Here is a 26,893-nt window from a genome sequence, read left to right as displayed (position 1 = left end):
GTATTATAAATATTATTCTTTGCATTGATTGTCGTTTTTACACTGCCGCATAACGTTATTCAGCTTGGAGACGGCGGGCATTCGGAGACGTTCTCTTCCAGCCTACTCCTAACTTCTTAAAGATAGGAAACTTTCTATTTACTCTGAACCGCCCGCTGTATCCAAGGTGATGTTAGTGGCTGATTATTTTAATCCTTCCTCTTTTAAATGTTTCACTATTAAATCAAATATTGGCTTAAGTCTATAAGGAATTTCAAAACTTGTTGTTGAAAAGGCAATTGATTCGTTTTCATTAAAATTAATTTCAAAATTTATTAACCAGCCATCAACAGCAATAGGAATTCTTTCTGGCTCAAGTTCCTTTATGTTTGACCACTTAAATAAACTATCGATTTCCTTAAGCAACTTAGCATTCATTTTACTTTCCTTCATTCCAAGGGTTTGGGTGTTGTATTTGCCATCAAAAACCTCCAATCCGTTGTTTTGTAACTTATAGTCAAACTCCCAGCACAAATCCATGCATTTATAGGTTGAAATTGAGATAGAGTTAAATTTCAAATCTTTATCGTATTCCAACCTTCTAGAATAGTAATCGATAACTTCTCCATTTCTTTCAATTTTTAAACTATCATCGGTAAGATTTCGGATAGTGAATTCAAAAATCCCATCAAATTCATCTATTACCACGTGATTTTCAAAAATGGAATAAGGTCCTTTTACAAATATTCCAAAATCACTTATTCTAAATGCTGAATCATTCTCAAATTTAAGCCCTGACCAATCATAAATCATTTCAGTTTCTTCAAATACTTCTATCCACTCTCCTTCTATAGGATTTGGTAAATCCTTTTCCTTTTTGGAGGAACAATGCATAAAAATTAAAAAAATCAATGCTAGGTATTTCATCCCTTTATTTGCCACTAACGGGTTGCCGCTTTGCGAAGGCGGGGATTTTTAGCACTAAACTTCATTAGATGCACAAAGCTTGAATTTATCACTTCACTGTCATAGAAGCACGAAACCCCCGCTTTTGCAAAACGGCTGTTATAGCCAGTTGTTCTTTTCATCTCGTCCAATATATTTCTAATAATTCGTGAGCTGTCTTCGGTATTTTTTGTCTGTCGTCTTTGCTTTGTCCGCTTACAGATTGCATTTTCGCTTTAAGGTCAATGTAGACAGGGTGCTTTAATCTTGAAATTAGAAGTCCGCCTTTATTAAGTTCTTCAGTTATTTCTTTTTTAAGCTTTTCCTTGTCGATCAGCAAGTCGTCAATAAAGTCAAAACCACATTTAACTATTGCATTTGATTTCAATTTTTCAATTTGCTCGTCAAGAAATGGGAGTCCGTATTTTTTATAATCTCCAAAAATTTCCCTTACGGTTCTTGTTGTAGTTTCAATTTGTCCGTTATGAAAATAGTAAGCGTCTTCAATTTTTAATGCTCCGGAATTATGTCTCAATGCCTTTAAGTCCTTAAGAGGATTTAAAAATCCATTGTTATATTGGTTTGAAAAGATGTATTCAGGATTTAGTATTGAGGAAATTGAACAAGCGAAATATCTGACTTTAAGTGTAAAAATTATGTGAAGCACTTCATATGCTGTCAAGTTGTTTACCTGTCTTATTCGCTGGAATGAATAGCAACTGTTCTTATATGCCAAAAATTCAAAGTCGGGCAAAACTTCACTTGCTGTTTGAATGAGAATTTGTTTTATCTCTCCTTTTTTCAGTTCGGGTGATTTGTCCTGCTTAGTTGTCAACTCTTTTATTTTGTCTATCCAGTTCAATTTGTCTTTTTGTGCTTCGGTGTCGTTCTACAATTGGCTATAACGGGATTCAGCTTGGAGACGGCGGGCATTAGGAGCCGTTCTCTTCCAGCCTACTCCTAACTTCTTAAAGATAATGAACTTTCAATTTTCTCGGAACCGCCCGCTGGATCCAAGGTGATGTTGGACTCAGTTCTTTATTAGGTTCACTATCAGTTTTATAATCAAATCCCTATGCTCGGGTAAACTTTGCGCTACTGACAATGCCGGGGCTACCAGTGTATTATCACTTATTTTTCTTATTCCTCTTTCATCCAAATTATAAGCTTAAACTTCCCTTTTTACTTTTCTTTCTCCTTTTTTTGAATTTGGCGGAAATTCCGCCAAGTTGACTCTTTATCCAATTCTCCCTCTTTGTAAATATTTCGAATGTGCTCACCAATAGTCCTTCTGGCTTTACCAAAAAATTCAACTAATTGCTGTTCGGTAACACAAACCGTATAGTGCTCCCCATCCAAAATGATTTCAAATTCATTGCTACCTTGGGAGGGTTTGAAAACCACTATTTCAGAAATGAAGTCGACTGTTTCCATGGAGGAAGATAAAGTTTTTTGATAAAAATATTAGTTCATTTTTTCAAAAAACCTTTGATTTCAAAATTGCCAGGATCTTTAACAGCATATTCTATTAAGACCTTCGATCCAATTTCCTTTTTATCGATTCTCTGGGAAAGTTTTTTCTTCTGGACATAAACCGAATCATCAACCTGATAGGTTATCGTTATGATTTGGGTATATCCCATTCCTTTCGGACCATACCCAAGTGCATTATCTGTGATTTCAGCTTTTGTTTCTAAAGTTTTCCTCCATGGAGCAAATGGTATTTCAAAATTATTCCATGCTAGGTATAGAAAAACTCCAAAACCTAATATTCCGATTATCCAAGGATTCTGCTTTGCCATTTTAGAATTGAGTCCAACGTTTGGCTATTTGCAGTGGCTGGCTTTTGAAAACGCTATTGTCCACCGAGACCAAACATAATATCGAAGATAAAACTTCATACTTACACGTCACCCAGCCATTGCAAATAGCTGTTGTTATAGCCAGTGCACTTTCCTCCTCGTTTCTCAACTGTCTGACTGTCCAAGTTAGTGAAAGTGTCCGTCTCGACTTTTCCAAAAAGAATGACGAATGCCGTAGAACTCGCACTTGTAAATTGGTAATGCAAGAATAGTCCAAATTGTCAGCATGATTATGAATGAAATATTTGCTCTCCCTTTGTTCTCTTTTTGTATTATGAAACTCTGTCCCAATGCAACCCCTGTCATGAAGATAAGCAAGTACATTGTCCCATGAACTACAGGTATAAGATAGTCCTTAAATCGAAAATACACTTCTCTCTTCTCAAAGACATAGAAAATGTCCGCGTACTTGTCCCAGTTCCAGAGCAACAAAAAAGTACTTAGTCCAATTAGTCCCCAGCCTATTAATTTATCTCTCATTTTGCGCATTGGCTACAACGTTTTGCAGCTACACGCAGGTGGGGATTTTTAGCACGGAACTTTATTAAAAGTACAGAACTTGAATTAAGCTCTTCACTTTCATAGAGGCACCGAACCTCCACTTGCGTGTAGGTGCTGTTATAGCGCGTTTTTTATTTTTGTCTGTTCAGTTTCTGGGATGTTCTCCCAAATTGTCATTTCATTTAATTTTAAGTCAATATTTAAACTGCTTCTCACAATATCTTTAATATGAAAGTACCAATCAGAAACAGTCCATTCTTTTATTTCTGTCGATTTAAACCCTTTTTGTTTTTCGTCCCAATAAACACCAGCAGCCTCACGGTAAACATATTGATACATTGGCTCACCTTTGCTGTCAAGATGTAAAATCAATTCATTACTATTATTCAGAACAATTTTATTAATGGTTTCAGTCTTCATTTTTCAATTCTAATTTCAAGCACTTTTTTTGTTGTCGGCCCGAGCATATCCCATGGACGCTTAAATTTCTGTATCACAAAATCAATTTCAATCAATTTCCCGACTTGATAAAGACTGTCATTTCCTTCTCGCGTCCAAGTCGACAAGCCTTCCTTACTTTCAATATCGAATTCAGGCCAGTCATTGTGACCCGACATATAAACTTTAGTAATTCTGCCTGTCAAGGTCTCTTTTGGAAGTCGTCCGTCCTCTGTTGCAAGGAACCAATCTTTTGTGCCAACTAGAAGTCCGTTCTCCACTTTTAGTCCATAGTTACTTTTTGGATCACTCGAAACTTCCTGAAGTCGTTTAATAGCTTCTTTGTCGTCTTGAAATTTATATGCTGATTGCAACTCGGTCATTCCTTAAATGCGCTATAACGTGATTCAGCTTGGAGATGGCGGGCATTTGGAGCCATACTCTTCAAACTTACTCCAAGCTTCTTGAAGATACTGATTTTCATAATTACTCTGATCCGCCCGCTGTATCCAAGGTGATGTTATGGACTGTTTTTCATTAATTCCCTTTCAATGTAATAAAAATATTTTATCACATTTTCGTATTTTCCTTCAAATAATCCATCTAAAATTGATATAACCGAACCATCTGGATATTCTACAACTAAATTAAATCCTGAGAAACCAGAAAAATTTGAAAAGTCATTTTTATGATAGTTTCTTATTTCGACAATATCTAATAAATCATTAATTTCCTTTATGGCATCCTGAGATATATTGTATTGTTGAGTCCCTATTTTTGCTGTGTAAGCTTTTCCATTAAAATTGACTAAGCCGCTAGCAAAAATCTCTACATTAAAAACGGGACAATCACCGTGACAAGGGCCAGCTTCAAACGTCAATTTTTGAAAATTGCCTTTACTAAAAGATTTATATTTTTCGAATGTAGATGTATCGTTATCAAAAATTAATGTCAATTTATTTTGGTCATTTAATTTTAAAAATCCTGTGTCATAAACGTTTTGAAGATAACCTTCATTTATTTTTACAATAAGAATTTCGTTATTAATTACGTATTCGAAAAAACCCTGAACTTCATAAAAAGGATGTAACATCACTGAATCTCTAATTAAAAGAATTTTTTCCTCGCTAAACCAAAACCCATTTAATTTTTGAGGAATCTGTCCTACTTCTTTTTTATTGCATGAAAGGAGAGTCAAAAAGAATAATATGTATAAGCGTTTCTTCATAGTTCTTGAAATAGTCCATAACGTTTTGGCGCTTGGCGAAGAAGCGGATTTCGAAGCACTAAACTGTCTGCCAGCACCGAACTTGATACGAAGCACAAAGCTTTATTTAAGCACTGAACCCGCTTTTTTGCCAAACGCCTGTTAGCGGGTCGTTGTTCTATTTTTGCTTGTAATTGTCCAACCATATTTTAAATCCTATTGCTTCTGCCGAGTCTCCGTCAGCTTGTTGTTTAATTATTTTCAATGCTTTTTCTTCAATTGTCTTGTCTGTTGGAATATGTTCTAAAATATGAACTGCTGCCCAAACATTAGTTTTATTTTCGGTTTTATCTAAAAGCTTTGCAAAATCTTCAATTGTTTCCGTTGTTTGTTCATAACCGATTTTTTCTGCTATCTCGTACATTTTGTCAACTGATTTGTTATGAAGTTTAACAGATTTCTTGTCGCCATAATCTGTCGAAGCACAAGTATTTGCAAGCTCTATATATTCCAGAATTAAGTTCATTATTTATTCTTTAACGTCATTTAAGCATTCTTGAAAAGTCTTATTAAAGTCTCGCAGTCTTTTGTAATTTAAGTCGCCACTCAATTTTTCATATTCAGCCCAAAGCATAACATCTCTTGTGTCAAAAGTTGCCGTTTCAATATATTTATTCAAGTCTGTCAAGTTTCCCTTTGCTAAAAATATGATACAGCGAATAACTCTGTCTGTTTTCAGATAGTCAACTTTGTTGATTGCGTCAATTAGCATTGTCGTTGCAGTGATTGCATTCTCTCCAAAGTCAGTTTGTATTCTTGCTTTTATGTCGTCTTTAAATGTCATTTGTTGGTGTCTTTTTACAATGCCCGCTAACGTTTAATTACCGCAATATTGCGGTAAGATGGCTTATTCGGCGTGCTTACCGCAACTGTTGCGTATATTTTTTCATTATTCTCCCTCTTTTTCATCCCAATTTAGTTTGTCTAGCGGACTCTTTAGGTTTCCAAAAGCCCTATTAGTCACATGAGTATATACTTCTGTAGTTTTACTGCTGGCATGACCCAAAAGTTCTTGGATGTATCTCAGATCCACACCTTGTTCCAATAAGTGAGTCGCAAAGGAATGGCGAAGTGTGTGTGCACTGATGTCTTTCTTGATTCCTGCTTTTCGGGCTGCTTTTTTGACTATGGCCTGTATACTTCGCTCGCTGTAGGGTATTGGGTTTTCTTTGGTACTCCCCTGACCTTCAAACAGGTATTCATTCGGGTGGTAAACTTTAAAATACGCTCTCAATATTTTTAATGTTTTGGCTGAGAGAAGGCTGTACCGGTCTTTTTTCCCTTTTCCTTTTTCTATTCGGATTACCATCCTCGAGGAATCGATGTGTGAAATCTTTAAATTCACCACCTCACCTACTCTCAATCCTGCCGAATAGGTGGTCATCAAAATTGCTTTGTGTTTTAAATTGTCTGTATTCCTAAAAATACCAACTATCTCTTCTTCGCTGCATTCTTCGGGAAGTTTTTTTTCCCGAATCGGTCTGTCGATAGGATAGAATTTTCTGGGGCCTGATTTTACCTTTTCAAAATAGAATTTTATAGCATTAATGGCAGTGTTCTGATGTGATTCGGAAACCTTCCGGATGCTGGCCAGGTAGTGCGAAAACTCCATTATATCGTTTTCTTCCAGGCTGTCCAGGTCTCTTTCGCCAAAGTAATTGATGAATTCTGCAAATATTCCGGTGTATGTTTTGATCGTATTGGGACTGTACCTTTTCTCCTCTAGTTTCTTTAGATATGCCTCGGGGATGGGTTTTATTTTTTCGGGAGCTTTTTGAATCTTACCTCTTTTTTGAAAGGAAGTTTGATTTTCCTTCACCATAGGAAGTAGATCCAAAGATTGAATTGCTCGGATAAGATCATCCTGAATTTTACGGGAATATGGAAGCTTCCATACTTTGTGGGCCCCATCCCAACGGCTGATGGATAGTTTCTTTAAGTATTGAATCAGCTGTTCGTGGTACCGGAAATAGACCAAGATATGTTGAAAATCAGTATGGATTTCGACAATGCTTTTTTCGGGATTTTGAGGCGTTGTCGTCGCATAAGCATGATCTTGATGGTCTGTGATTTGGTCAATTCTTACCCCAAAGTGTTCTTTTATTTTTTGAAGATTGCCCGGATAGTTTGGGATTTCCCAAAGCAAATTTTCCTTATTCCATCGGACAAAACGTATAGATCGGACAAATTGCAAGTCTTCCTCTTTCTTGGGCATTTTTAAAAAAATCGTTTTTTCGGTAAGAATGATAGCAATCATCTTGGCTAAGCTTAAAATACAACTAAAAAAAAAGTAACATTTGAAAGTACTAAACTTATTTTATATCATCGTTTTACTACGTTAGAATTTTTTCTTTACCTATTTCCCGCAGATTTTCGCAGGAAATGACACCTATTTCTAGGGATATTGTACAGACAAAATAATAGTCACAAAGACATGGCAGATGTACACAGTTCGCTATAAAGTGCCAAAGAATAAAGCTCCAGCTTTTCACTGCAGTAAGAACCTTCGCGCTCCTTAGCGTACTTTGCGGTAAAAAATAGTCTCACAGATGGCACAGATGCACATAGATCACTTCAAGTGACTAAAAACAAAAAGCTTTAGCTTTTCTCTGTGTTCTTAAAAAGGATTGGGACAATAGTATGGTATGGGGTTCAAATTGAGATCAAGAATCCTCCCAATCAATTTCTCTTTTTTCGCTGTGGTAAAATACTTTGCGCACCTTAGCGTGCTTTGCGGTTAAAAGTACCCTAAAGTCCAGACTTGAAAATCCGCTCCATCAGTACCCATTTTTCACCGGGTTTCGCCCAAGGGATCGGCTGCTGAAAGCCCCACATCAGCGCTTCCCACTTGGCGATGATTGGGTTTGCAGCGTCCATTTCGGCCTTTTTCTCAAAAGTAAAGTCGTCCTCCGTCTCCAAAATCATAAACATCCGGTTGCCAGTACGAAAGATCTCGATGTTCAAAACCCCACAGTCAATGTCATGCTGGGTGACTTCGGGCCAAGCAGCTCCGGGCGCATGATGTTGTTCATAGATTCGAATGGATTCGGGGTCGTCGATCAGGTCGAGGGTGAGGCAGAAGCGTTTCATGGGAGGTAGGGAGGTTTGGAAGTTTGGAAGGAGGTAAAGTTGTCTTCGTCATCGCGAGGGAGGCACAACTGAAGCGGTCTCATTTGTCAGTATTATTTTGTTTTCTTCATCGTTCGATATTCAACATTCGATGTTCGATATTTTGAAGTTTTCTACGCTCACTAAGTTTGAGAAAAACCAGGCATCCACCGTCCAAAACCTCAATGGCTTCCCAATACCTCGTACCTGGTAATTCATTTAAACCATTTCCGAAACTCCCGGATCGTCTGCTCCGCCGCTTCGTCGGGACTTGGAATAGGGAAAGCTTCCGCAGAGACAAAGCCATCGTAGCCAATTTCTTTCAACGCGGCTGCGATTGGCTTCATATCGGTATGGCCCAAACCCATCGGTTTGCGGTTGGAATCCGCAAAATGGACATGCCCGATGTATTTTCCATAGTCCAAAATAGCCTGAGCCAAATTGTCCTCCTCGATATTCATGTGAAACAGGTCGGCGAGGACTTTTACATTCCTTGTCTTTAGGAAGGGTTGGAAATTATCAAAAGCAAAAAGATAATTGAAACCGCTGGTTTCATACCGATTAAGAGGTTCGACTAAGAGAAACACTCCTTCCTGTTTTGCCTTTTCTCCAAGTTGGTCGAGCCCTTCACAGAAGTGCTGAAACCCATGGGCCAATCTTGCGCCAGTACCTAGACCAAAGCTTCCCTGCATCGAACCGATTATCGCCGGGGCACCAAACTTTGCTCCGAAAGAAATCATGTCTGAAATAAAGGAAATGGCCTTTTTTCTGATCTCCGGATCAGGATCTGTCAGGGTCCAGCCATGCAATACTTTTCCGGCGCCCGTGCCCACAGCAGCAAGCTGAAGCTGGTATTTTTCCAATAATTCAGCCAGATGGTCCGGATCAATGGCATCAGCAGAAGCGGTAAACAACTCGATGCCATCGAAACCCAAGGCAGCGGCTTTTTTCATCCCCAGTTCCAAATCCTCCCAAAAAATCCATGGCCCACTCGTTAGCTGAGGCACCAAGGCAATTGTGACAGCAGATCGTATCATCGTTTATCGGTCAAAGTCAATCATTATTTTGATAATTCCCTGAGGATTTTCAGCCCAGGATTTCAGAGTTTCGGGTGCTTCATCGATGGAGATCACCTTGGAAATGACGGCATCCACGGGGAATTTTCCCGCTTCCAGATAGGCGATCACCTCAGGGAAATCGGTTCGTCCGACACAGTTGCGCGAACCTAGAATTTCGATTTCCTTTTGCACAAAAAGGGAGGTATTGAACTCCACCGGCGCTTTGGCGTAGCCGATGCAGACTACCCGACCGAGGAAGGCGACTTCTTCCACAGCGCTTCGATACGTCATTGGACTGCCCACAGCCTCGATGATCACATTGGGTCCGTCGCCTTGGGTGATCTCCTGAAGTCGGGCATGCAAGTCTTCCTTGTTGGGGTTAATGGTATAAGCCACGCCGATCTCTCTTGCAATTTCCAGTTTGGAATCGTCCAGGTCGATCGCAATGACAGTCGCGTGGCGATTGACCGCAGAAGCGACTGCGCCCAAGCCCACGATTCCGCAACCCAAAACTGCGACGGTATCTTCATGAGTTACCCTGCCTCGGGCTACTGCGTGGAAACCAACTGTCAGCGGTTCAGCCAAGGCAAGTTCGCGTGCACTGAGTTTTTTCGAAGGGTAAAGATCCTGCCAGGGTGCACAGACGTAGCGAGTCATGGCTCCGGGGCGACGTACCCCCATGGTTTTATTGGTTTTGCAGGCGTTGGGTCGGCCTTTGCGACAAGCCACACAGGTACCGCAGGCAAGGTAGGGGTAGAGGGTGACCTTGTCTCCTTTGTAAAAATCAGTCGGGACATTTTCGCCCAGTTCTTCAATTATGGCTCCGACTTCGTGGCCAAGGATATTTGGGTACTCTTGGAGCGGAAAAAGACCTTTGAAGCCGTTCATATCGCCCCCACAAAACCCGACCATCTCCACTTTCAAGAGAACTTCTCCGGGTTTTGGACTTGGTTTTTCGATTTCGCGGACTTCTGATTTGCCGACTTCGGTGAGGAAAAGTGCTTTCATTTTATAGATTCGAATTACTTATGACAAAATACGAGAGCTGTGCAAATTCTAAGGTTAAATTCAAATTCACTCCAGTTCTGCTTCTTTGGGAGATTTTACTATTTCTGTTAGTGCTTAATAAATCTCGATACTTGTGTCTAGCTTTTTGATACTAAATATTATTCTCTTCCTTCCCCTCAAACCACATCCGGTTCTTCACCGGGGCGACAAGTGCTTCGATTTTCTGAAGAAGTTCGGCAGGAATCTCAAAATCAAGTGCAGCGACATTTTGCTTCACCACTTCCAATTCACACATGCCTATGATAGTCGTAGCGATATGCGGATGATCCATTGCATAGCGAAGAGCAACCGTGCTCAGTCGTACCCCATAGCTTTTGCACAGCTCCAACAAAACAGGCTGAAGAGCCTTGACCTTATCAGGCGAGCGATGCCAAGGCGGCAAAGCTGCATGGGAGAGAATTCGCTGCATCAGCGGGGCAGCATTCATCAGACCGAATTCCAGTTGCTGAGAAAGAGGGACCAGCTCATCGTTGATTTCATCCTCCAGCAGATTGTAATGACCCCAAGAAAGTACGGTGTCGGGATTGGTTTCCTTTGCGATTTGGGCGAGGTAGCGGACGGGCAAGCCGGTGATTCCCCAGAATCGCGCCTTGCCTGACTTCACTACTTCCTGAATTGCCGGGACGGCTTCCTCCAGGATGATTGCTTTGTCCACAAACTCGATGTCGTGCAGTTGGAAGAGGTCGAGGTAGTCAGTCTTGAGTCTGAGGAGGGATTCGTCGATGCTTTGGAGGATTCGCTTCCGCGAAAAATCAAAGTCCTGCAAATCGTAGCGTCCGCATTTGCTAGCGAGAATGATGTCTTTGCGGGATCCTTCAAGAGCTTTTCCCAAGCGGCTTTCTGCCAAAGTCAGCCCGTAAAAGGGCGAAACATCAAAGAAATTCACACCATGATCCAGCGCATAATGTACGGCTGAGATCCCTTCTTTTTCATCCACGGGATCAAAAACATTTCCGAGCGGAGAGGCTCCAAAACCCAGAATGGAAACTTCCAGGCCTGTTTTTCCTAAAGTGCGGTACTGCATAGGTATTTGGGTAGGTTTGATGAGCGGGTAGGCTTTGAAAAACAAGTTAAGGGATTTTTTGTAGGGGATAATCCTGAGTTGAAGTTTTAAAGACGGGATTTTTTTGCTGCGAAGGCGGGAAGAAGCAAAGAGTATTTGAAACTTCTTTTAGATTTTGCCGAAGACATGGCTCCGGAGGAGATATACTTTTCATGACCGCGGGTGTAGCCCGTGGTATGCAGCCAAAACAAATTAACTTAGCCCCGCAGGGGTGATACTGATTTAGTTTTTTTGGTGTCAACTTTTCAAGGCTCCATTTTATCTTATTGGCTTTGTCCCCCGGCTCCTTTCAGTCACCGAGGGTCATGAATAGTTCGGATCCTTCGGATCGTAAAAACCTTTGCGATCCTTTGCGTCCTTCGCGGTTAAAAACCACAAATCTTCCAAGTTGGAAAAACCTCAAAGGTTATGTCCGTTCAGAATTACCCCGTCTTTGACAGATTTCAGATAAGTGATCGTTTTGCCGTCTTCGCCCACTTCACAGACCCGATAGCTTGTGTTTGGATTGCCCCAGCTTCCACCAAAATGCCCCGACCAGAGGTAGGGTTTCTTGCGGTTGATCATGATGCCATCCACATCATGGTCATGCCCGTGAAAAGTTGCCTTGACATTGGGGTAACTGGCGATCAGTTTTAGCAATTCATCACAGGCCACTCCATGCCGGGTCCAGTCGTTTTGGGAGATGTGGACAAAAAGGAAGACATGTGAAAGCCGGGAATACTCTTCCAAGATCATTTTTGCAAAGTCCAGATTGGCGCAGAGGTAGTCTCCGGCTTCATTGGAGCAGTTGAGTAGGATAAAGCCGTAATTTTCTTTTTGGATAAATGAAAAATCCGCAGGCTGTCCCCAAAGCTGCAGCCAGGACGACTCGGAAATTCGGTCATGATTGCCTTTGCAGACGTAGTAGGGCACATTTAAGCTTTCATACACCTCCCGCACTTCAGGCATCCACTTGGGTTCGTCGTGGATCAGATCCCCGTTGAAGACGACAAAATCCACATTCTCCTCCCGGTGGATCGCCTCAATTAATTCCTGATGGGATGTTTTGTAGTCCGTATTGGGTTGGCCGAAATGCCCATCCGAAGCGGTGATGAACTTCAGGCGTGTGGCTTTTGGGAAATCTTTTTTTCCAAAGGAAATAAAAGGCATAGTCATCAGGGAAGAACTGAACAAACTGATCTTTTGGAGGAAAGGGCGTCGTTGCATCTTTTGAAATTAATAGAATCCAATGGGAAAATGGAGGTCAGGAGTTTATCCTTTGGTTAAGAGATGCGCTCTTTTTTTATCTACTCTGAAATCATAATTCAAAAAAGCGAGAGTTTTAGCACCGAATGATGCTTGTCGGAATTTTCGGCCTTCCCGCGTTTTTTAGATTTTCTGAGCCACTACATCCAGTTGATCCATGGTGCTACTGACCGATTTCCATTCTGCAAAGGCTACGATTTTCACGATGAATGCCAGGAATTTGCCCGGATTGATCAGTTTTGAGGCAAGTTTTGAAATGTTGCTGTCCCGATCTTTGATCTGAAAATCTTTGTCCAAATCCGCATGGTATTCTCCGGCATATTTCCAAGCCCCATCCCGGGCTATTTGGATGGAGAAGTTGAGCAGCATTTCGTCTTTGCCTTTGGCCAATGGTACCAACCAACCGAAAATCGGCGATACGGTGCTGATATTGGTTTTGACTCCATCGACCAATTCTGCGAGGACTGAATTGATTTTGTTGAAGTCGCCCTGAATACCTGCCAGATCTTTTCCCAGCATGGTTTCTGAAGCAGCGATTCCCAGGTCCAAGTTGATGTGGGCATTGATTCCTAAGAATAGATGCTGAAGTACCAGATTTCCTGAGTTTTTGCTTGCTTCGAAAGCCAATCTCCAGCTTTCGGTCGGCTTTCCCCCACTTATCCAAAGCTCATACGCGTCGATGAATCGCTTCGCAAAAAGCACATCCAAAACCTCCATTCGGGGATTATCTTCAAATTCTCCGGCTAAAATGCCATCTCTGACTCGGCGAGTTACCTGACGGTAGAGAATGGCAAAATAGCCGATTCGGGATTGCTGAGCTTTGCAGTCAGCGACGATTTGGTCCATACGGATTAGAACCTCATTGATTGTTTTCATAACAGGTTTCAGATGAAAAAGCTTTCCAGTATATCTCCCACGTAAAAGGCCACAACGGCTGCCAAAAGTCCCAAACCGAGTGTTTCAGAAATGCTTCTAAGTTTGGAGGTTTGGTTGACGATGCCTTTCAGCCAGCCGACGATGATAAAAGCCAAAGCTGTCAGCACACTGGTCCAGGCAAAAATATTCAGTTCGGTAGGGATGAAGAAGTCATAGAGGTAAACCATCAACGGTATAAACCCCACCAAAATGAAGGAAATCAGCGTTGCAAGCCCGATTTTGAAGGGGCTTTTGCTGTCCCGCATCATGCCAAGTTCGTCTTTCATCATTTCGGCCACCCATAGTTCCTTGTCATTGCAGATGTGGTCCACGATTTTATCCAGAAGTTCGCCTTTGAAGCCCTTTTCCCGATAGATGTCGGCGATTTCCTCCCGCTCGATTTCAGGTAGATTTTCGATTTCCCAGTACTCGATTTTCTCGTGCTTGTCGTAGTTGTCCCGCTCGCTTTTAGCCGAGAGATACGCTCCTACCGACATGGAGAAGCCATCGGCAAGCAAATTGGCAAAGCCCAAAATGATCAGAATACCTGGGTCCAGGTTGGCTCCAAATCCTCCCGCCACCACTGCAAAAGTCGTGACCGCTCCGTCTATTCCTCCATAGACAAACTCCCGGAGGTATTCCTGCAACTTCCCAAAACGGGTATTGGTCAAATGAATGTCATTTTCCATGGCTTAGCTAAGGTTTTTGAGTAAAAACCGTTTCATATTTTCACCCATCACAGCCCGGATTTCTTCCTCGGTAAAGCCTGCTTTCATCAGCCCTTCCACAATCAGTGGAAGTCCGGTGATGTCAAAAGGCACAGCGACCGATCCGTCGTAATCTGACCCTAAAGCCACGTATTCTACGCCTACCAAATCGCGGACATGCTTGATGGATGCGATGATATTGGGCAGCTCGGGCTCTCCTACGGCCATATCGAAAAATGCAATCCCGATGATGCCGCCGTTTGCTGCGATCTTCTGGATCTGTGCATCACTCAGATTTCGCTGAGAATCCAACACCGCTCTGACACCCGTATGGGAGACCATCACCGGTTTAGTTGTTTGGTTTAATATGTCATCGACAATGGCAGGAGAGGAGTGAGCTAGGTCAATGAAGATGCCTAGTTCGTTCATTCGGGTGATCACTTTTTTTCCGAATTCTGTCAAACCTTCCCCGCTCTGTCCATGGGCTGAACCGCCGAATTCATTGTCAAAGAAGTGCGTAGGCCCGATCATCCGGACTCCTGCTTCATATACTTTGTCCAGATTTTCCAGCGTTCCTTCCAGCGCATGCCCACCTTCAATTCCTAGCATGGCACCGATTACGGATTTGTCGGTTTTGCGGGCTTCGATCAACTTTTCCAGATCAGCTTTTGACCGGATAAAAATTGCTTTTTCGCCTTCGTTTTCTACAAAGTCAAAAAGAGCTTCGGATTGGGAGAGGGTTCGGTTGATCAGGCTAAACCAATTGGCCGGGCTTTCGCCTTTGGCAATAGTCAGCGGAGTGATGTTGTCAAAAGCGTCTGCACTGTTGCTTTGCATATTTTGCCCGGCAGGGGATTTGGACACGATGGTAAACATCTCCAAGGCAACATTAGCTTCGCGCATTCTAGGGAAATCCACATGCCCCTGATTTCCTCGTTTGGTCAGGTTTCTGCCCCACAAGAGTGCATCGCAATGTAGATCAGAGATGAAGTCAAGCCGATCGTATAGTTGTTGCGCTTCTGGAGAAACCTGATAAGGAGCTTGGGTTTTGACCGGATTTCGCTGGGCTTCGATGTAAGAGGGGATGGTGTAGACTCCTATGAGGTAGATGACAAAAAGTACTAGAAAGAAAAGAATTAGTTTTTTCATCAGGCGTGGTTTTGCTGATGAAGATAGCTAAAAAAGGGAGGAATAAGCGTTGATTTTTCTCAGCTTTCCGACAAAAGTTCTTCTCCTGTTTTCACCGGTGGCAGGGATTCAAATTCCTCCAGGGTAAAAAGTCTGGAGCGAATCATAAATCGGATGCCCATCGGAATCTCGATAGAAAAGCTACTTCCACGTCCGGGTGTCACATCCAAGGTCAGCTCGGTGTGTTTCCAGTAGTCAAACTGATCCGCACTCATGAAAAAATCACAACCGTAGACCTCACCCATCCAGATGTCCTGACTTCCTACTTTGAAATCCCCTTTTTCGAAACACATCGGTGAGGAACCGTCGCAGCATCCGCCGCTTTGATGAAACATCAGTTCACTGCCAAACCGCTTTCTCAGGGTGTCAATGACTTCTTTTGCTGCTTGGGTGATCAGGACTCTTTTTGAGGATGACATAGGTATTTGTTTTGATAAAAATAAAAAAGAAAAGGCTGTCTCATAGCTGATGTTTGTCACATTGAGCGAAGTCGAAATGTGGCTTAACTCAAGGTAAATAGCCTTCGACTCCGCTCAGGCTGACACAACCAGTCATTTTGAGACAACCTCCTCATTTACAATAAACCCTGTTTTTAGAAAAATCCCAACTTCTTCTTGTCGTAAGAGATGAGCATATTTTTGGTCTGACGGTAGTGATCCAGCATCATGAGGTGGTTTTCTCTTCCGAAGCCAGACTTCTTATAACCTCCAAATGGTGCATGCGCAGGATAAGCATGATAGCAATTGACCCAAACTCGTCCAGCCTGAATTGCTCTCGGCACTTGATAGAGTTCGTGCGCATCTCTGGACCAGAATCCCGCACCCAGGCCGTACATCGTCTCGTTGGCGATTGCAATGGCTTCTTCGGTAGTTTTGAAGGTGGTCACAGAAAGGACCGGACCGAAGATTTCCTCTTGGAAAATTCGCATTTTGTTGTGTCCCTTGAAGATCGTTGGCTGAATGTAGTAGCCATTTTCAAGCCCTGAATTCAAAGAAGCTTTGTCGCCACCACAGAGTACTTCCGCACCTTCTTGCTTGCCAATATCCATGTAGGAAAGAATCTTTTCAAACTGGTCATTGGAAGCCTGGGCGCCCATCATGGTGTCTTCTGCGAGTGGATGGCCCATTTTTATGGCTTTGGTGCGCTCAATGACCCGCTCGATGAATTTCTCATAAATATCCTCGTGAACGAGCATCCTTGAAGGACAGGTACAGATTTCGCCCTGGTTCAAGGCAAACATTACTGCGCCTTCGACACATTTGTCAAAAAACTCATCATCTGCATCTGCGATGGATTTCATGAAGATATTTGGGGATTTTCCGCCCAGTTCCATGGTTACAGGGATCAGGTTTTCGGAAGCGTATTGCATGATCAATCGACCTGTAGTGGTCTCTCCGGTAAACGAAACCTTGGCGATTCGCGGGGAGGATGCGAGTGGCTTACCTGCTTCAGGACCAAATCCAGTGACCACGTTTAGTACGCCCGGAGGCAAGATGTCTCCGATCAATTCCATCAAGACCATGATGCTAGTAGGCGTCTGCTCGGCAGGCTTCACCACGGCACAGCAGCCTGCAGCCAAAGCAGGGGCGATTTTCCATGTGGCCATTAGTAGTGGGAAATTCCAAGGAATAATCTGACCCACCACACCAAGCGGCTCATGAAGCGCAATGCTCACGGTGTGCTCGTCATGCTCGGAGATGGTGCTTTCATCTGCTCTAATTACTGCGGCAAAATATCTAAAGTGATCGATGACAAGTGGTAAATCTGCAGCTCTGGTTTCCCTGAGGGCTTTTCCATTGTCTATCGTCTCGATTCGAGCGAGCATTTCCAGATTTGCCTCGATCACGTCAGCGATCTTGTTCAATAATTTGCTTCGGTGGGTTGCCGATGTTTTGGACCAGCTAGGGAATGCTGCATGAGCTGCATCAAGGGCTAGATCAATGTCTGCTTTGTTTCCTCGGGCAGCTTTGGAAAAGACTTTTCCGTCGATGGGGGAAGTGTTGTCAAAATACTCTCCAGAAGAAGGGGCTACCCATTTTCCACCGATAAAGTGGTCGTATTTGTCTTTGATGGTGGGTCGATCGACTGGCTTACTTTGGGATAATGTTAATGTTTCCATGGTTATCAGGTTATTTTATTTCCCAAAGTTTTTGATTTAATACCAGAAAAAATTCCACCAGAGTCGCATTCAATCCACCTGGATTGCTTTTCTCATTTTTTGATAAAGCTGAAAACCTGTTAAATAATCCCTTTGGTTTTTTTTAAATATTAAATAATTGGTATTTTTCTGTATGACCCAAAATAATTTCAGTTCCAATTTACCTTGGAGAAAAAGCGCAGACCTCAAAACCCTAGTAGAAAACAGGACCACATATACTTTAGATAATTGCGAGCTGAATATTTTTGAGACGCATCAGCAGGCGAAGGACATCAATTTGGTCTTTGGTGATCTGGTGCTGACGACAATGCTGAAGGGCAAAAAAGTCATGCATCTCTTTGACAAGCCCGGATTTGACTATTTGCCCGGTGAGTCGGTAATCGTGCCACCCAACGAGCTGATGAAGATAGACTTTCCTGAGGCAGAATTGGATAATCCGACGCAATGCATTGCGCTGTCGATCTCCAAGGAAATGATCGAAAACACATTCAATCTGCTCAATGAGACATTTTCAGACAAGGTACTGACACAAGAATGGGGCCTTGACCTCACTTACTTTCACTTGATAAATACACAAGACCTTTCGGAGATCATCAATCGATTTATCCGCATAGGAATTAAAGAGCGCTCCCGTGAGAAGGATTTGATTGCTTCGCTGGCGCTGAAAGAACTGCTGATTAGGTTGAGTCAAACCCAGGCGAGAGACATGCTGGAAAAGACCTATAAAGAACTTTCTGGCGGCAATAGGCTTGCGAGAGTGGTGCAGTATATCAAAGAAAACATTCGGGAAAATCTTCAACTGGAAGATCTAGCCGGTGAGGCTTGTCTTAGTAAGGCTCATTTTTTAAGAACATTCAAGCAGGAACTAGGGCTGACACCCATGGAGTATGTACTTAAGGAAAGACTTAAGCTTGCAAGCAAGTATTTGCAACAGGGGGATTTCCAGATTCAGGAAGTGAGTGCAATGTCGGGCTTCAATAACAACACGTACTTTATCCGTGCCTTCAAGCAAGAGTTTGGTTGTACGCCAAAGGTGTTTTCCAAAAGCTAAGCACATTCGACCTAGAAAAATATTTCAAAAATTTTCATCTGAAATTTTGATTGTTTGTTTGGTTTTAATACGTTTAAGAAACTTTAGCAAACAGAATAATTGCTCAACCCAGTGCTTTGCCAAAGTTTATATGGTTTTAATCCATTGACAATAAACCCTGATAGGGAGCCAATTTTCAAAAAGGCTCCCTTATTTTTTGCCTGTCGTATTTTGATTTTTGTCAAAAGTTGAAAAACTGGTTTAAAAAAGTTGTCTTTTTGTTAATAATTGTGTGAAAAATGGAAAAACAGGTTTCAAAGCTCAAATGAAATCGATTTCCAAAAGATTCTGAATTTGAGGTCAAAAACAAAAAAACCTTCCCGAAAATTTCGAAAAGGCTTTCCCATCTAATTAGCCCTTAATCCAAAATTTTTACTAAACGAGCTCTTTTTTAGCTAAATAGAAGTCAACCATCTCATAATCGCTGGCTTCGCGCGCGAGCATTTCTTCTACAGTTTTTGGTGGAGGCACGATCACTTTCTCTCCCGGTTTCCAGTTTAGCGGCATGGCCACTTTGTATTTATCGGCAGTTTGTAGTGCCAGCAATGCACGTTTGATTTCTTCCATATTCCGCCCCACATTCAGCGGGTAGTACATGATCAGTCTGATTTTGCCAGCCGGGTCGATGAAGAATACCGCACGCACAGCGGCAGTTTCACTTTCTCCAGGCTGCAGCATCCCGTACAGCTTGGATACTTTCATGTCGATGTCAGCGATGATCGGAAACTCAAACAGTACTCCAGTGTTTTTCTTCACATTATTCACCCAAGCGATGTGAGAGTGGATAGAGTCGATACTCAAGCCCACCAATTTGGTGTCATGTGCATCGAAGAAACTCTGATCTAAAGCAAAGCCACTCATCTCCGTAGTACACACTGGCGTAAAGTCCGCAGGGTGTGAAAAGAGAATTGTCCATTTCCCCTTGATGTATTCGGAAAACTGCATTTTTCCGGTGGTCGTCATTGCTGCAAAGTCAGGAGCCATGTCTCCGATTCTTGGCAATGGTACGTGTTGCTCTTCCATGCTATAGTTATTTATCTTTTTTGCAATCTGATAAACCAAAACTACCTACAGAAAAATCATTCACTGGTGACTTAACTCACATCCTAAGCTAATGTGCAGATTTAACCAATCTGAAGCCTCTGGCAACTCAAAAATCAAAGCCCAGCAAAAATCAAAAGTAATTATTGTTCCTATTTTGATCCTTGACCTATGGATTCCGAAGTATAAAGTTCGGTATAGCTTTGAAAAGGATACCCATCAAGTTCGATTCGAGGAATTGCTTAAAGTGGTGGACGGCATCGCTTTTCACCGGATGGATGAGCGAGTGATTGAATATCTGGAGAAAAATGCAGCAGTCAGCCACATCGCCATCGTGCACAAAACCCATCTGCAGATCGCTCAGGAGCTTAATTCGAGCCGGGAAGTGATCACCCAAATGCTCAAAAAACTAGAACATCAAATTGATCGCCTAAGCCAGCGCAAGCGCCGCCAGCAATTTTATTTTTCGCTGCTCAAAATTGAATTCGTGCTGGATTCTCAGCGAAGCAGCTGCTGAAAATTCACGGAATTTGGAAAGGTTAAAGCCCTGAATCATCACTTCTAAGTCCTTGATTTCTTTACGGCCCAAAATCAATCCTGTACTTTCAATGATTTCCGGGATGGCTCCGACAGCAGAACCAATTGGGATACAGCCGCTGGCATGGCTTCTCCAAGCGCATTTGGAAATCCCTCCGAAGTGAAAAGTTGGAGGTAGAATTGATAGGAGTTGTAAAGTGCAAGAAGGTTTTATTTATTTAACCATGGATTTTAAAACTAAAAAATTTAAACATAACCCTCTGTTAATGAGGGTTTTGAAAACTATCAAATAAATTTAAAAGGTTGAAAGCATTTTTTACTGACCAGATTGCGTGTGGTTCCACATTAAATAATAGCATATATAGTGACAAAAAAGATTTTTTAATATTACTACTTTTTTCTTGGATAAGTTTGATATTTGAAGAAGTTTAAGAGTGTGCTTATTATGACTTTGAATCCATACTATTTTTGCATTTCGAGGGCAATGCAACTTATTTTTTGCCTTCTGATTTTCTTTTTTTTCTCATCTGACCTTCTGGGTCAGGTTCGTGTTCCTTTTGTAGAACGAGCCTCTCAAAATAATCCCACCAGGAAAACTTATGATATTCAGGGTGATTTTGCATTGATTGGAAACACTAACCTAACTCTGGAGAATTATTCAGATTTTCTCATGAATGATAATATGCTCATCTATGTAGATGTAGATGGAGATCCAAATACCATCAATTCCTCATCCGCAACTTTGAATTTTTCTAAGGAAAATGGAGCTGATCCGAATTGTTCTCAAATTTTATTTGCTGGGTTATATTGGTCGGGAAGAGGGCCAGTTAGTGATGAGTTTGAGGTAACAACTAATGGTTTTACTAATAAAAAATTAAATAGGAAACAAGTTTTGTTGAAGGGACCATCAGGATCTTCCCAAGTTTTTACAGCAAATGAAAATGCAATTCGATACACTTACGGTTTAGATTTGCCCAATGATCTGGGCTTATTTGTTGGGTTTGTTGAAGTTACAGATTTTGTTAAAAATAATGGGCAGGGAGAATATACTGTTGCGGATCTGGCAGCAATAGAAGGAACAAACTATCATTATGGAGGCTGGTCAATGGTGGTCGTATATGAAAATCCAGCTATGCAGAATAGAAGTATAACTGTTTTTGATGGATACGCATTTGTAAGAGGAAGTGTTGTTGCAGACTATACTATCCCAATTTCAGGATTTGCTACAGTTGACTCGGGTCCAGTGAGGATGAAGTTGGGATTTTCAGCAGGAGAAGGGGATGTTGGAGCAACCGGAGATTATTTTGAGATCGAAAAGGGTGTTGGTTCTGGTGAGTTTGTTAGACTTTCTCACTTAAACAATTCAGAGGATAATTTTTTTAATTCTAGTATCTCCACAGGAGGAAATTCGAGAAACCCTGAGTTAAAAAATAATACAGGGATGGATATTTCGGTGTTTGATATTCCAAATGCCAACAACGAAATCTTAAAGAATGATCAAACAAGTACTTTGTTTAGATATGGTACAGATGGTGATGCCTATGTTATATATACTATTGTAACTGCAGTCGAAACAAATAGACCATTAGTTGAAGGTTTTCATTTTCCAGTCACTGATTCAGGTGCAGATCTTTCTGAAATTGAACCACTGGAAGAAATTGATTTGGTGGTTGAAATTCGAAACAAAGGTGATATTCCTATTGAAAATGCAATTCTTAAATTGGATATTCCAGATGGGCTGGAATTTATAAGTGAAGAAAGTGAATATTTTTTTTCTAACCCTAACGGACGAGCTCCAGTTTTCAATAATGGAATTTTAAGTTGGGAATTAGGAGATTTGCCCATTCCATCTTCAATTGATGAAGTCCTGGCCAAGATCACTTATAAAGTAAGAGTGACTGGCCAATGCGATATCTTGTTGTTTTCCTGTGGTGGTTCTTTTGTCCTGAATGGAAGTATTACAGGATTTAATAGTATATCAGGAAGCCCATTAACTACAGCTTCTTTGAAAATTGGAGAAAATGAAGGAGGGAATTGTTTAGATTCCCCAATTTTTGGACCGTTGGAATTATTGGTTTCAGCAGGTGAATATTTAAAGCAAGAATGTGGATACGATGAAACTAGTTCGCTACTAACTCTTTGTCACTTTGAACCCAATACAAATGTGGGGATCTCTGAACTTAATAATTGGTTTCCATCTGAAACTCGTTTTTTTAATAGTTTTCCAATTACTGAATCAACAATTGAGTATTTAGATGAACTTCCATATAGTCCAAACTTGTTATATTTTGCTATCCAACCTAATTACCCAAATTGTCCAAAGGAATTTAGACTTCAATCAGCAAATATTGAAATCAATGTGGAGGTTGAAGAGGCAGAATGTGGAACTGATTCTGGTCTACGATTGGTGAAATTTAATGCAATCGACCAAGGTGTTCAATTAAGTTTTGATTATTTGGATGGGAATGGCTTTGTTCAAGAATCAAGTCGAGAGTTTGCTGTTGGAAAGCATAAAGTAATTGTACTTAATGAACTTGGGTGTCAAAGAGAATTGGAATTTGAAGTTAACCCTTCGACGACTTTTAACATTGAAGTACAGAAAATGGGAGACGGAAGTAACTGTCTGCCTGTTTCTGATTTTAGTCTTTCCATTTTAATTGAATCCGATCTTGATGACACTTTCAGTCTTATCATCGAAGGAACAACTGCTGATGGGTTGTCGTTCAATTTGACTAAACAAGGCCTAGCCGCCGGACTATTTGAATTTGACGAGGTTGGTGCAGGAGAATATCAAGTTAGTGTCCAAAATAATTCCGGCTGTATTCAGACCTCGGATTTAACAATTGATTCCTCAGAGTTATCCTTTTTGGAGGGAAAATTTGATTGGGAGAGTACCTCGACTCCATTTGGCGAACCCGTTTTAATTGGAGAGCTAATTAGTTTTAAAAATTTTTCAAAAGGAAGCGGATTGTTGGATTTTGTTTGGGATTTTGGAGACGGCGGAGTTAGTTCCGAGTTTGAACCACAATACGTCTACGATAAACCAGGCACCTATGTTGTTTTACTTACCGTTAGTTCCAGCGACGGTTGTATTCAGGAATATAGACATACTATTGAAGTAGGAGGGGCTGCTTTGAGAGTTCCTGATGCATTTACACCTGACCAAAATGGAGAGAACGATTATTTTTTTCCAGTTTTAAGACAGGTGGATTCCCTTAGGTTTTGGATTTTTGATCGCTGGGGAGAGTTGGTGTATTATACGGATTCTCCATCGGATCAAGGTTGGGATGGTAGTTATAGAGGAATTAAAGCATCTGGAGGAACTTATATATATCGAGTTGAGTACTGGACAAGCCCAACTCAATCAGTAGTTGAAACTGGCTCTTTCATATTGTTTAGGTAATTTAAATTTTCACTGCTAAAATATTACAAAACTCAGGTAAATGGGTAATGGGACTTAGTTTACCTCTGAGCCCAATTTTATAAAAAGTATAACCAAACTGAGTAAGAAAGTTTAGAATATCCTCAGCTTCATACCCTCCAGATTTACATGCATCCTTATTTATTTCTATAAGTAATTTTGGCTTGAATTTTTTTAAAGTTTCTTCGCCACCTTTAAGAACTTGGAGTTCCGCACCCTCCACATCAATTTTCATCATATTGAGTTTTTGGATGCCAAGATGATTCACTTGAGAATCTAGGGTTTCTAATTTTATTTTTCCAAGGGGAATTGTGAATTCATCTGAGCCGAAAATTGTATTGGTACCTTCATTTAGCCCAGGTTTTGTGTAGAGAACTAATTCTCCTGATTCATTACTAAGGCCGATTTGAACAGGAGTAAATACTTTTTTAAGATTCTGGTTTAAATCAAAATTTTCTTTGAGTTGAGTGAATAAATCTTTCATCGGTTCAAAGGAAATGACCCTTCCTGAATTTCCAACTTTTCTTCCTGCCCAAAGGGAGTATTCACCTTGATTAGCTCCTACATCAATGAAAGTGTCTCCAGATTTAAGGTTCTTTTCCAATGTGAAAATTGGTGCCCAATCATGCGCCCCTCTCCAATAAATCGCCTTACCCATTTGTTTAGAAATATCCACCTTCATTCTGATTCCACGGAAGGTAATTGTTCTCCAGGGGTCTATATTGGAGTTTGATGGAAAAAAAATTCGGAGAAATTTGGAGATGAAATACCCGCCGGGTACGATATATAAATTCCGAGAAATTCGGCTTAAAAACTTTTCCATGTCAGAGGAGATTCGATATTACTGAAATCAAGTGCTTCTCTCTGATTTCTAAACTATAATTATTAATAATTTGGGTTCTAGCTTTTTTAGCCAAAATTTGTTTTTGCTCAATCAATAGCAAGCTTTTAAGGAGAGAAGTAGCCAAGTTTATGTCTTTTTTTTGCAATATAAACCCAGAATCTCCAATTATTGACGGGATGTGATTGGATGAAGATCCTATTGGGATACAGCCGCAAAGCATAGCTTCTGCCAAAGCACATCCAAAGCCTTCAAAACTTGATAGTTGGAAATAAAATTCTGATTGTTGGTATTTTTCAAGAAGCTGCTTTGGATTTAGCTTTCCTAAAAAATGAACATTTGGTGGGACACTTTCTTCAACATCGATGGAATTAATTCCAGCAAAATAAAACTGGCAAAATGGAAATATTCTTGCAAGATCAACAATTAAATCCCCTCCCTTTAATTTAAATTGTGATTCTGACATTACGCTGAGGAAGCTGTTTTTTTCTTTCTCTATTGAATTGGAATCTTTCCAGAAATTTTCATCTAGACCGTTATAAATTACCTTGAATGAAGAATTTAAATTAGGGTAATGTTCCTTAATTCCTTGTTTGGAATTGATGATTTCGGGATCAAATTTTAATTCGATTTTGATTAGGGAATCGCTTACCGGAAGGATTAAATCGGTTTTGGAATAGGCCCATCCGCAGATTTTTTTTAAAGTAGGAATTCTCAAACTCCCATAATTTATTTCAGGGATAGCAGCGCAATCCGTTCCATGAACGATAATTGCAGATTTTTTTTGGAAAAGTTTAGCAAAGAAAATTGGCCAAAATGCCCAATAACCCCCAAAATTAACAATTACAAAGTTGGATTTGTAGACTTTAGGAAGGAGTGTCAAGAATTGTAAAATAAAAAAAAGAGGAGCTAAACTCTTATGTTGCCAAGGGTAATGGTTTAATTTCAATTCGAAATACTTTTGCAAAATATTCAAATCAGTTTTCACAAATGATTGAAAAGATGGTGTGATATACAAAAGCTTTTTTTTCATCTTGAATATTAATGATCTATAATTATTATAAATTCAGTTTTTTTCCTACTTATTTTAAAAATCTAAGCTTGCGTATAATCTGAAAAGGGGTCTGAGATAGAAATTATTTTTCAAGAATGAAAGATATAAGTCAGAAAATCTCCGTAAAGAAATACAATCCGCTTCATTATATTTTTCTAATTTTATATAGGTTGTTTTCAAATATTTAAGTTTTTTCAAGTATTAGTTCAAAACCATAAAACTGGTGATTTCAAGGACCTTCATGCCTAGGTTCGGATCTCCTGAAATGGTTATCAAATTCTTGACATCTTCTGGTTTCCAACTTTTGGAGATGAGCTTCCAAGCTGTATTTGGATCCATGCTCACCTTCGCCGAGGGATTAGAACTTGGATTTTTGATCAGTTTCCAAGAATCTTCAGCTTGAATAATGCTCCAAATTCCTCCGATTTCTGTGGTAATTTCAAGGGAAACTACGGTTCCATTTTTAGCTTCCATTTTTTGGAAAGTGTAAGGAAAAGCCTGGATAACTACTTCCATAAATGTACCGAAGAGCTCAGATGTCATGATTCCGGGTTTATTTACTGCATCCCGGATCTGTTGTTGATGTAGAAATTTCTCGGTGTATTCTCTAGCGATGTGAAACCAGTTGGGAGAGGTCTGCTGACCCGCCCAGGCTACTGAAAAGAGCGCATTTTCAAAAGGAGGTAATGTTTCAAGATGTGAAATGTATTCCTTTCCGCTGGATTCCAAAAGATCAATTAGTACTGTTGGGCTTACTCGCTTCATGGCCTGAACCCAACTTCGATTGAGCTCATTGAGATAGCAAATTAGGTCATCATAGGATTGTACGTTATCGGCTTTTTCACCAAAATACCGATCACGAGACATGGAGAGCGTTCTGAGGTTTCCATCCAGCAGATGTGCCGCCACATCTTTTACCTTCCAAAGTTTTGCCACAGTCTGCGATTCCCATTCGGCTGGACTTAAGGATTTTAGCAATTCCAAAAGTTTTTGATCCAAAACCTGAAAAAGGTGAAGCGTGGGAATTGGGATGGGAGCATTCATATGGAATGGATAGTAAATTTATTTCCTGCTCAAGGCCGAACCTTCAAAAACTATTCCTGCCCGACCCGACTGCATAAAGTTGCGGATATTCTGATGGTCAGATCCGGTAGGATTACCGAGCACATCGACTCGATAATAGTCGCCAAATAGCGCCAAGGTTTGGTTTTCATTAAGATTATTAAGTTGCGCAAAAGCGAAAATTTTGCAGCTGCCATTGTTCTGTCCGGCTTCGTTGACCGCAGCTCCATTGACAAATCGGGTAGGAGTGAAGTCGAAATTCGCATCGATATAGGCAATGACTTCCGAGAAGGAAATTGATTCGGGAGACTGGTGGATTTTATCCAAAAGGGTCATGTTTCTTTA

General features: G+C 40.9%; 29 protein-coding genes. 3 read left to right on the top strand and 26 right to left on the bottom strand.

Features of this window, described 5'->3' with window-relative positions:
* Positions 1–183: 183 nt before the first annotated feature.
* From DK188_RS19940 to DK188_RS19840, 21 genes are all read right to left on the bottom strand, one after another.
* Positions 184–906 carry a DUF6438 domain-containing protein gene (locus tag DK188_RS19940; RefSeq protein ID WP_157963296.1) on the bottom strand — a complete coding sequence of 241 codons (723 nt, stop codon included), beginning with the start codon at positions 904–906 and terminating at the stop codon, positions 184–186.
* 157 nt (positions 907–1,063) lie between these two features.
* The gene (locus DK188_RS19935; protein ID WP_111672613.1) at positions 1,064–1,786 is read right to left on the bottom strand and encodes a hypothetical protein; all 723 of its coding nucleotides are present in this window, start codon (positions 1,784–1,786) and stop codon (positions 1,064–1,066) included.
* Positions 1,787–2,106: 320 nt separating this feature from the next.
* Positions 2,107–2,358: a hypothetical protein gene (locus DK188_RS19930; protein ID WP_111672612.1), complete on the bottom strand. Its 252-nt coding sequence runs from the start codon at positions 2,356–2,358 to the stop codon at positions 2,107–2,109.
* Positions 2,359–2,393: 35 nt separating this feature from the next.
* A complete protein-coding gene (locus DK188_RS19925) occupies positions 2,394–2,726 on the bottom strand; it encodes a hypothetical protein (protein ID WP_111672611.1) in 333 nt (110 codons plus the stop codon).
* 101 nt (positions 2,727–2,827) lie between these two features.
* Positions 2,828–2,992 (bottom strand): hypothetical protein, encoded by a 165-nt coding sequence (locus DK188_RS21545; RefSeq protein WP_157963295.1) that lies wholly within the window; start codon positions 2,990–2,992, stop codon positions 2,828–2,830.
* Positions 2,993–3,404: 412 nt separating this feature from the next.
* The gene (locus DK188_RS19915) at positions 3,405–3,707 is read right to left on the bottom strand and encodes a hypothetical protein (RefSeq protein ID WP_111672609.1); all 303 of its coding nucleotides are present in this window, start codon (positions 3,705–3,707) and stop codon (positions 3,405–3,407) included.
* The gene (locus tag DK188_RS19910) at positions 3,704–4,108 is read right to left on the bottom strand and encodes a hypothetical protein (RefSeq protein ID WP_111672608.1); all 405 of its coding nucleotides are present in this window, start codon (positions 4,106–4,108) and stop codon (positions 3,704–3,706) included. The genes DK188_RS19915 and DK188_RS19910 overlap by 4 nt, the downstream gene beginning before the upstream one ends.
* A gap of 137 nt (positions 4,109–4,245) precedes the next feature.
* On the bottom strand, positions 4,246–5,049 hold the full coding sequence (locus tag DK188_RS19905) for a DUF6438 domain-containing protein (RefSeq protein ID WP_232825780.1): 804 nt from the start codon (positions 5,047–5,049) through the stop codon (positions 4,246–4,248).
* Between the two features lie 61 nt (positions 5,050–5,110).
* On the bottom strand, positions 5,111–5,458 hold the full coding sequence (locus tag DK188_RS19900) for a hypothetical protein (RefSeq protein WP_111672606.1): 348 nt from the start codon (positions 5,456–5,458) through the stop codon (positions 5,111–5,113).
* Positions 5,459–5,461: 3 nt separating this feature from the next.
* The gene (locus DK188_RS19895; RefSeq protein WP_111672605.1) at positions 5,462–5,776 is read right to left on the bottom strand and encodes a hypothetical protein; all 315 of its coding nucleotides are present in this window, start codon (positions 5,774–5,776) and stop codon (positions 5,462–5,464) included.
* A 105-nt stretch (positions 5,777–5,881) separates the two neighbouring features.
* On the bottom strand, positions 5,882–7,207 hold the full coding sequence (locus tag DK188_RS19890; protein WP_111672621.1) for a tyrosine-type recombinase/integrase: 1,326 nt from the start codon (positions 7,205–7,207) through the stop codon (positions 5,882–5,884).
* A 533-nt stretch (positions 7,208–7,740) separates the two neighbouring features.
* Positions 7,741–8,082 (bottom strand): L-rhamnose mutarotase, encoded by a 342-nt coding sequence (locus DK188_RS19885; RefSeq protein WP_111672604.1) that lies wholly within the window; start codon positions 8,080–8,082, stop codon positions 7,741–7,743.
* 233 nt (positions 8,083–8,315) lie between these two features.
* Positions 8,316–9,137: a sugar phosphate isomerase/epimerase family protein gene (locus DK188_RS19880; protein ID WP_111672603.1), complete on the bottom strand. Its 822-nt coding sequence runs from the start codon at positions 9,135–9,137 to the stop codon at positions 8,316–8,318.
* A 3-nt stretch (positions 9,138–9,140) separates the two neighbouring features.
* Positions 9,141–10,166 carry a zinc-binding alcohol dehydrogenase family protein gene (locus DK188_RS19875; protein ID WP_198673056.1) on the bottom strand — a complete coding sequence of 342 codons (1,026 nt, stop codon included), beginning with the start codon at positions 10,164–10,166 and terminating at the stop codon, positions 9,141–9,143.
* 151 nt (positions 10,167–10,317) lie between these two features.
* Positions 10,318–11,250, bottom strand: coding sequence for an aldo/keto reductase (locus DK188_RS19870; protein WP_111672620.1), 933 nt, complete (start codon positions 11,248–11,250; stop codon positions 10,318–10,320).
* Between the two features lie 438 nt (positions 11,251–11,688).
* Positions 11,689–12,495 carry a metallophosphoesterase family protein gene (locus tag DK188_RS19865; protein ID WP_111672601.1) on the bottom strand — a complete coding sequence of 269 codons (807 nt, stop codon included), beginning with the start codon at positions 12,493–12,495 and terminating at the stop codon, positions 11,689–11,691.
* Positions 12,496–12,657: 162 nt separating this feature from the next.
* Positions 12,658–13,410 carry a DUF5995 family protein gene (locus DK188_RS19860; protein ID WP_111672600.1) on the bottom strand — a complete coding sequence of 251 codons (753 nt, stop codon included), beginning with the start codon at positions 13,408–13,410 and terminating at the stop codon, positions 12,658–12,660.
* Positions 13,411–13,418: 8 nt separating this feature from the next.
* Positions 13,419–14,138, bottom strand: coding sequence for a VIT1/CCC1 transporter family protein (locus tag DK188_RS19855; RefSeq protein WP_111672599.1), 720 nt, complete (start codon positions 14,136–14,138; stop codon positions 13,419–13,421).
* 3 nt (positions 14,139–14,141) lie between these two features.
* Positions 14,142–15,305, bottom strand: coding sequence for a dipeptidase (locus DK188_RS19850; RefSeq protein WP_111672598.1), 1,164 nt, complete (start codon positions 15,303–15,305; stop codon positions 14,142–14,144).
* Between the two features lie 59 nt (positions 15,306–15,364).
* A complete protein-coding gene (locus tag DK188_RS19845) occupies positions 15,365–15,763 on the bottom strand; it encodes a DUF779 domain-containing protein (protein ID WP_111672597.1) in 399 nt (132 codons plus the stop codon).
* A gap of 173 nt (positions 15,764–15,936) precedes the next feature.
* Complete coding sequence (locus tag DK188_RS19840) at positions 15,937–17,463, bottom strand: aldehyde dehydrogenase family protein (RefSeq protein ID WP_111672596.1); 1,527 nt, start codon at positions 17,461–17,463, stop codon at positions 15,937–15,939.
* Positions 17,464–17,635: 172 nt separating this feature from the next.
* On the opposite strand from DK188_RS19840, the gene DK188_RS19835 reads away from it, so the two are divergent.
* On the top strand, positions 17,636–18,553 hold the full coding sequence (locus DK188_RS19835; RefSeq protein WP_111672595.1) for an AraC family transcriptional regulator: 918 nt from the start codon (positions 17,636–17,638) through the stop codon (positions 18,551–18,553).
* Between the two features lie 414 nt (positions 18,554–18,967).
* Here the strand turns inward: DK188_RS19835 and DK188_RS19830 are convergent, their stop codons facing one another.
* Entirely contained in the window at positions 18,968–19,615 is a 648-nt protein-coding gene (locus DK188_RS19830) for a peroxiredoxin (RefSeq protein ID WP_111672594.1), read from the bottom strand.
* A 91-nt stretch (positions 19,616–19,706) separates the two neighbouring features.
* Between DK188_RS19830 and DK188_RS19825 the strand changes: the two genes are divergently transcribed.
* Both DK188_RS19825 and DK188_RS19820 read left to right on the top strand, forming a co-directional pair.
* Entirely contained in the window at positions 19,707–20,150 is a 444-nt protein-coding gene (locus DK188_RS19825) for a cyclic nucleotide-binding domain-containing protein (protein WP_111672593.1), read from the top strand.
* Between the two features lie 504 nt (positions 20,151–20,654).
* Positions 20,655–23,573 carry a PKD domain-containing protein gene (locus DK188_RS19820; RefSeq protein ID WP_198673055.1) on the top strand — a complete coding sequence of 973 codons (2,919 nt, stop codon included), beginning with the start codon at positions 20,655–20,657 and terminating at the stop codon, positions 23,571–23,573.
* A 1-nt stretch (position 23,574) separates the two neighbouring features.
* On the opposite strand, the gene DK188_RS19815 is transcribed toward DK188_RS19820, so the two are convergent.
* The 4 genes from DK188_RS19815 to DK188_RS19800 all read right to left on the bottom strand — a co-directional run bounded on the left by DK188_RS19815 (position 23,575) and on the right by DK188_RS19800 (position 26,884).
* Positions 23,575–24,414, bottom strand: a complete 840-nt coding sequence (locus tag DK188_RS19815) for an FkbM family methyltransferase (protein ID WP_111672591.1) — start codon at positions 24,412–24,414, stop codon at positions 23,575–23,577.
* 1 nt (position 24,415) lies between these two features.
* Positions 24,416–25,465, bottom strand: coding sequence for a glycosyltransferase family 4 protein (locus DK188_RS19810; RefSeq protein ID WP_111672590.1), 1,050 nt, complete (start codon positions 25,463–25,465; stop codon positions 24,416–24,418).
* Positions 25,466–25,687: 222 nt separating this feature from the next.
* Entirely contained in the window at positions 25,688–26,530 is an 843-nt protein-coding gene (locus tag DK188_RS19805; RefSeq protein ID WP_111672589.1) for a maleylpyruvate isomerase N-terminal domain-containing protein, read from the bottom strand.
* Between the two features lie 18 nt (positions 26,531–26,548).
* Positions 26,549–26,884, bottom strand: coding sequence for a HopJ type III effector protein (locus DK188_RS19800; protein ID WP_111672588.1), 336 nt, complete (start codon positions 26,882–26,884; stop codon positions 26,549–26,551).
* Positions 26,885–26,893 lie beyond the last annotated feature (9 nt).

The sequence above is a fragment of the Algoriphagus litoralis genome (genome assembly GCF_003259255.1).
Taxonomy (GTDB): Bacteria; Bacteroidota; Bacteroidia; order Cytophagales; family Cyclobacteriaceae; genus Algoriphagus; species Algoriphagus litoralis.
Note: the sequence above shows the minus strand (reverse complement) of the source record. Positions and strands in the feature narration are given on the sequence as shown.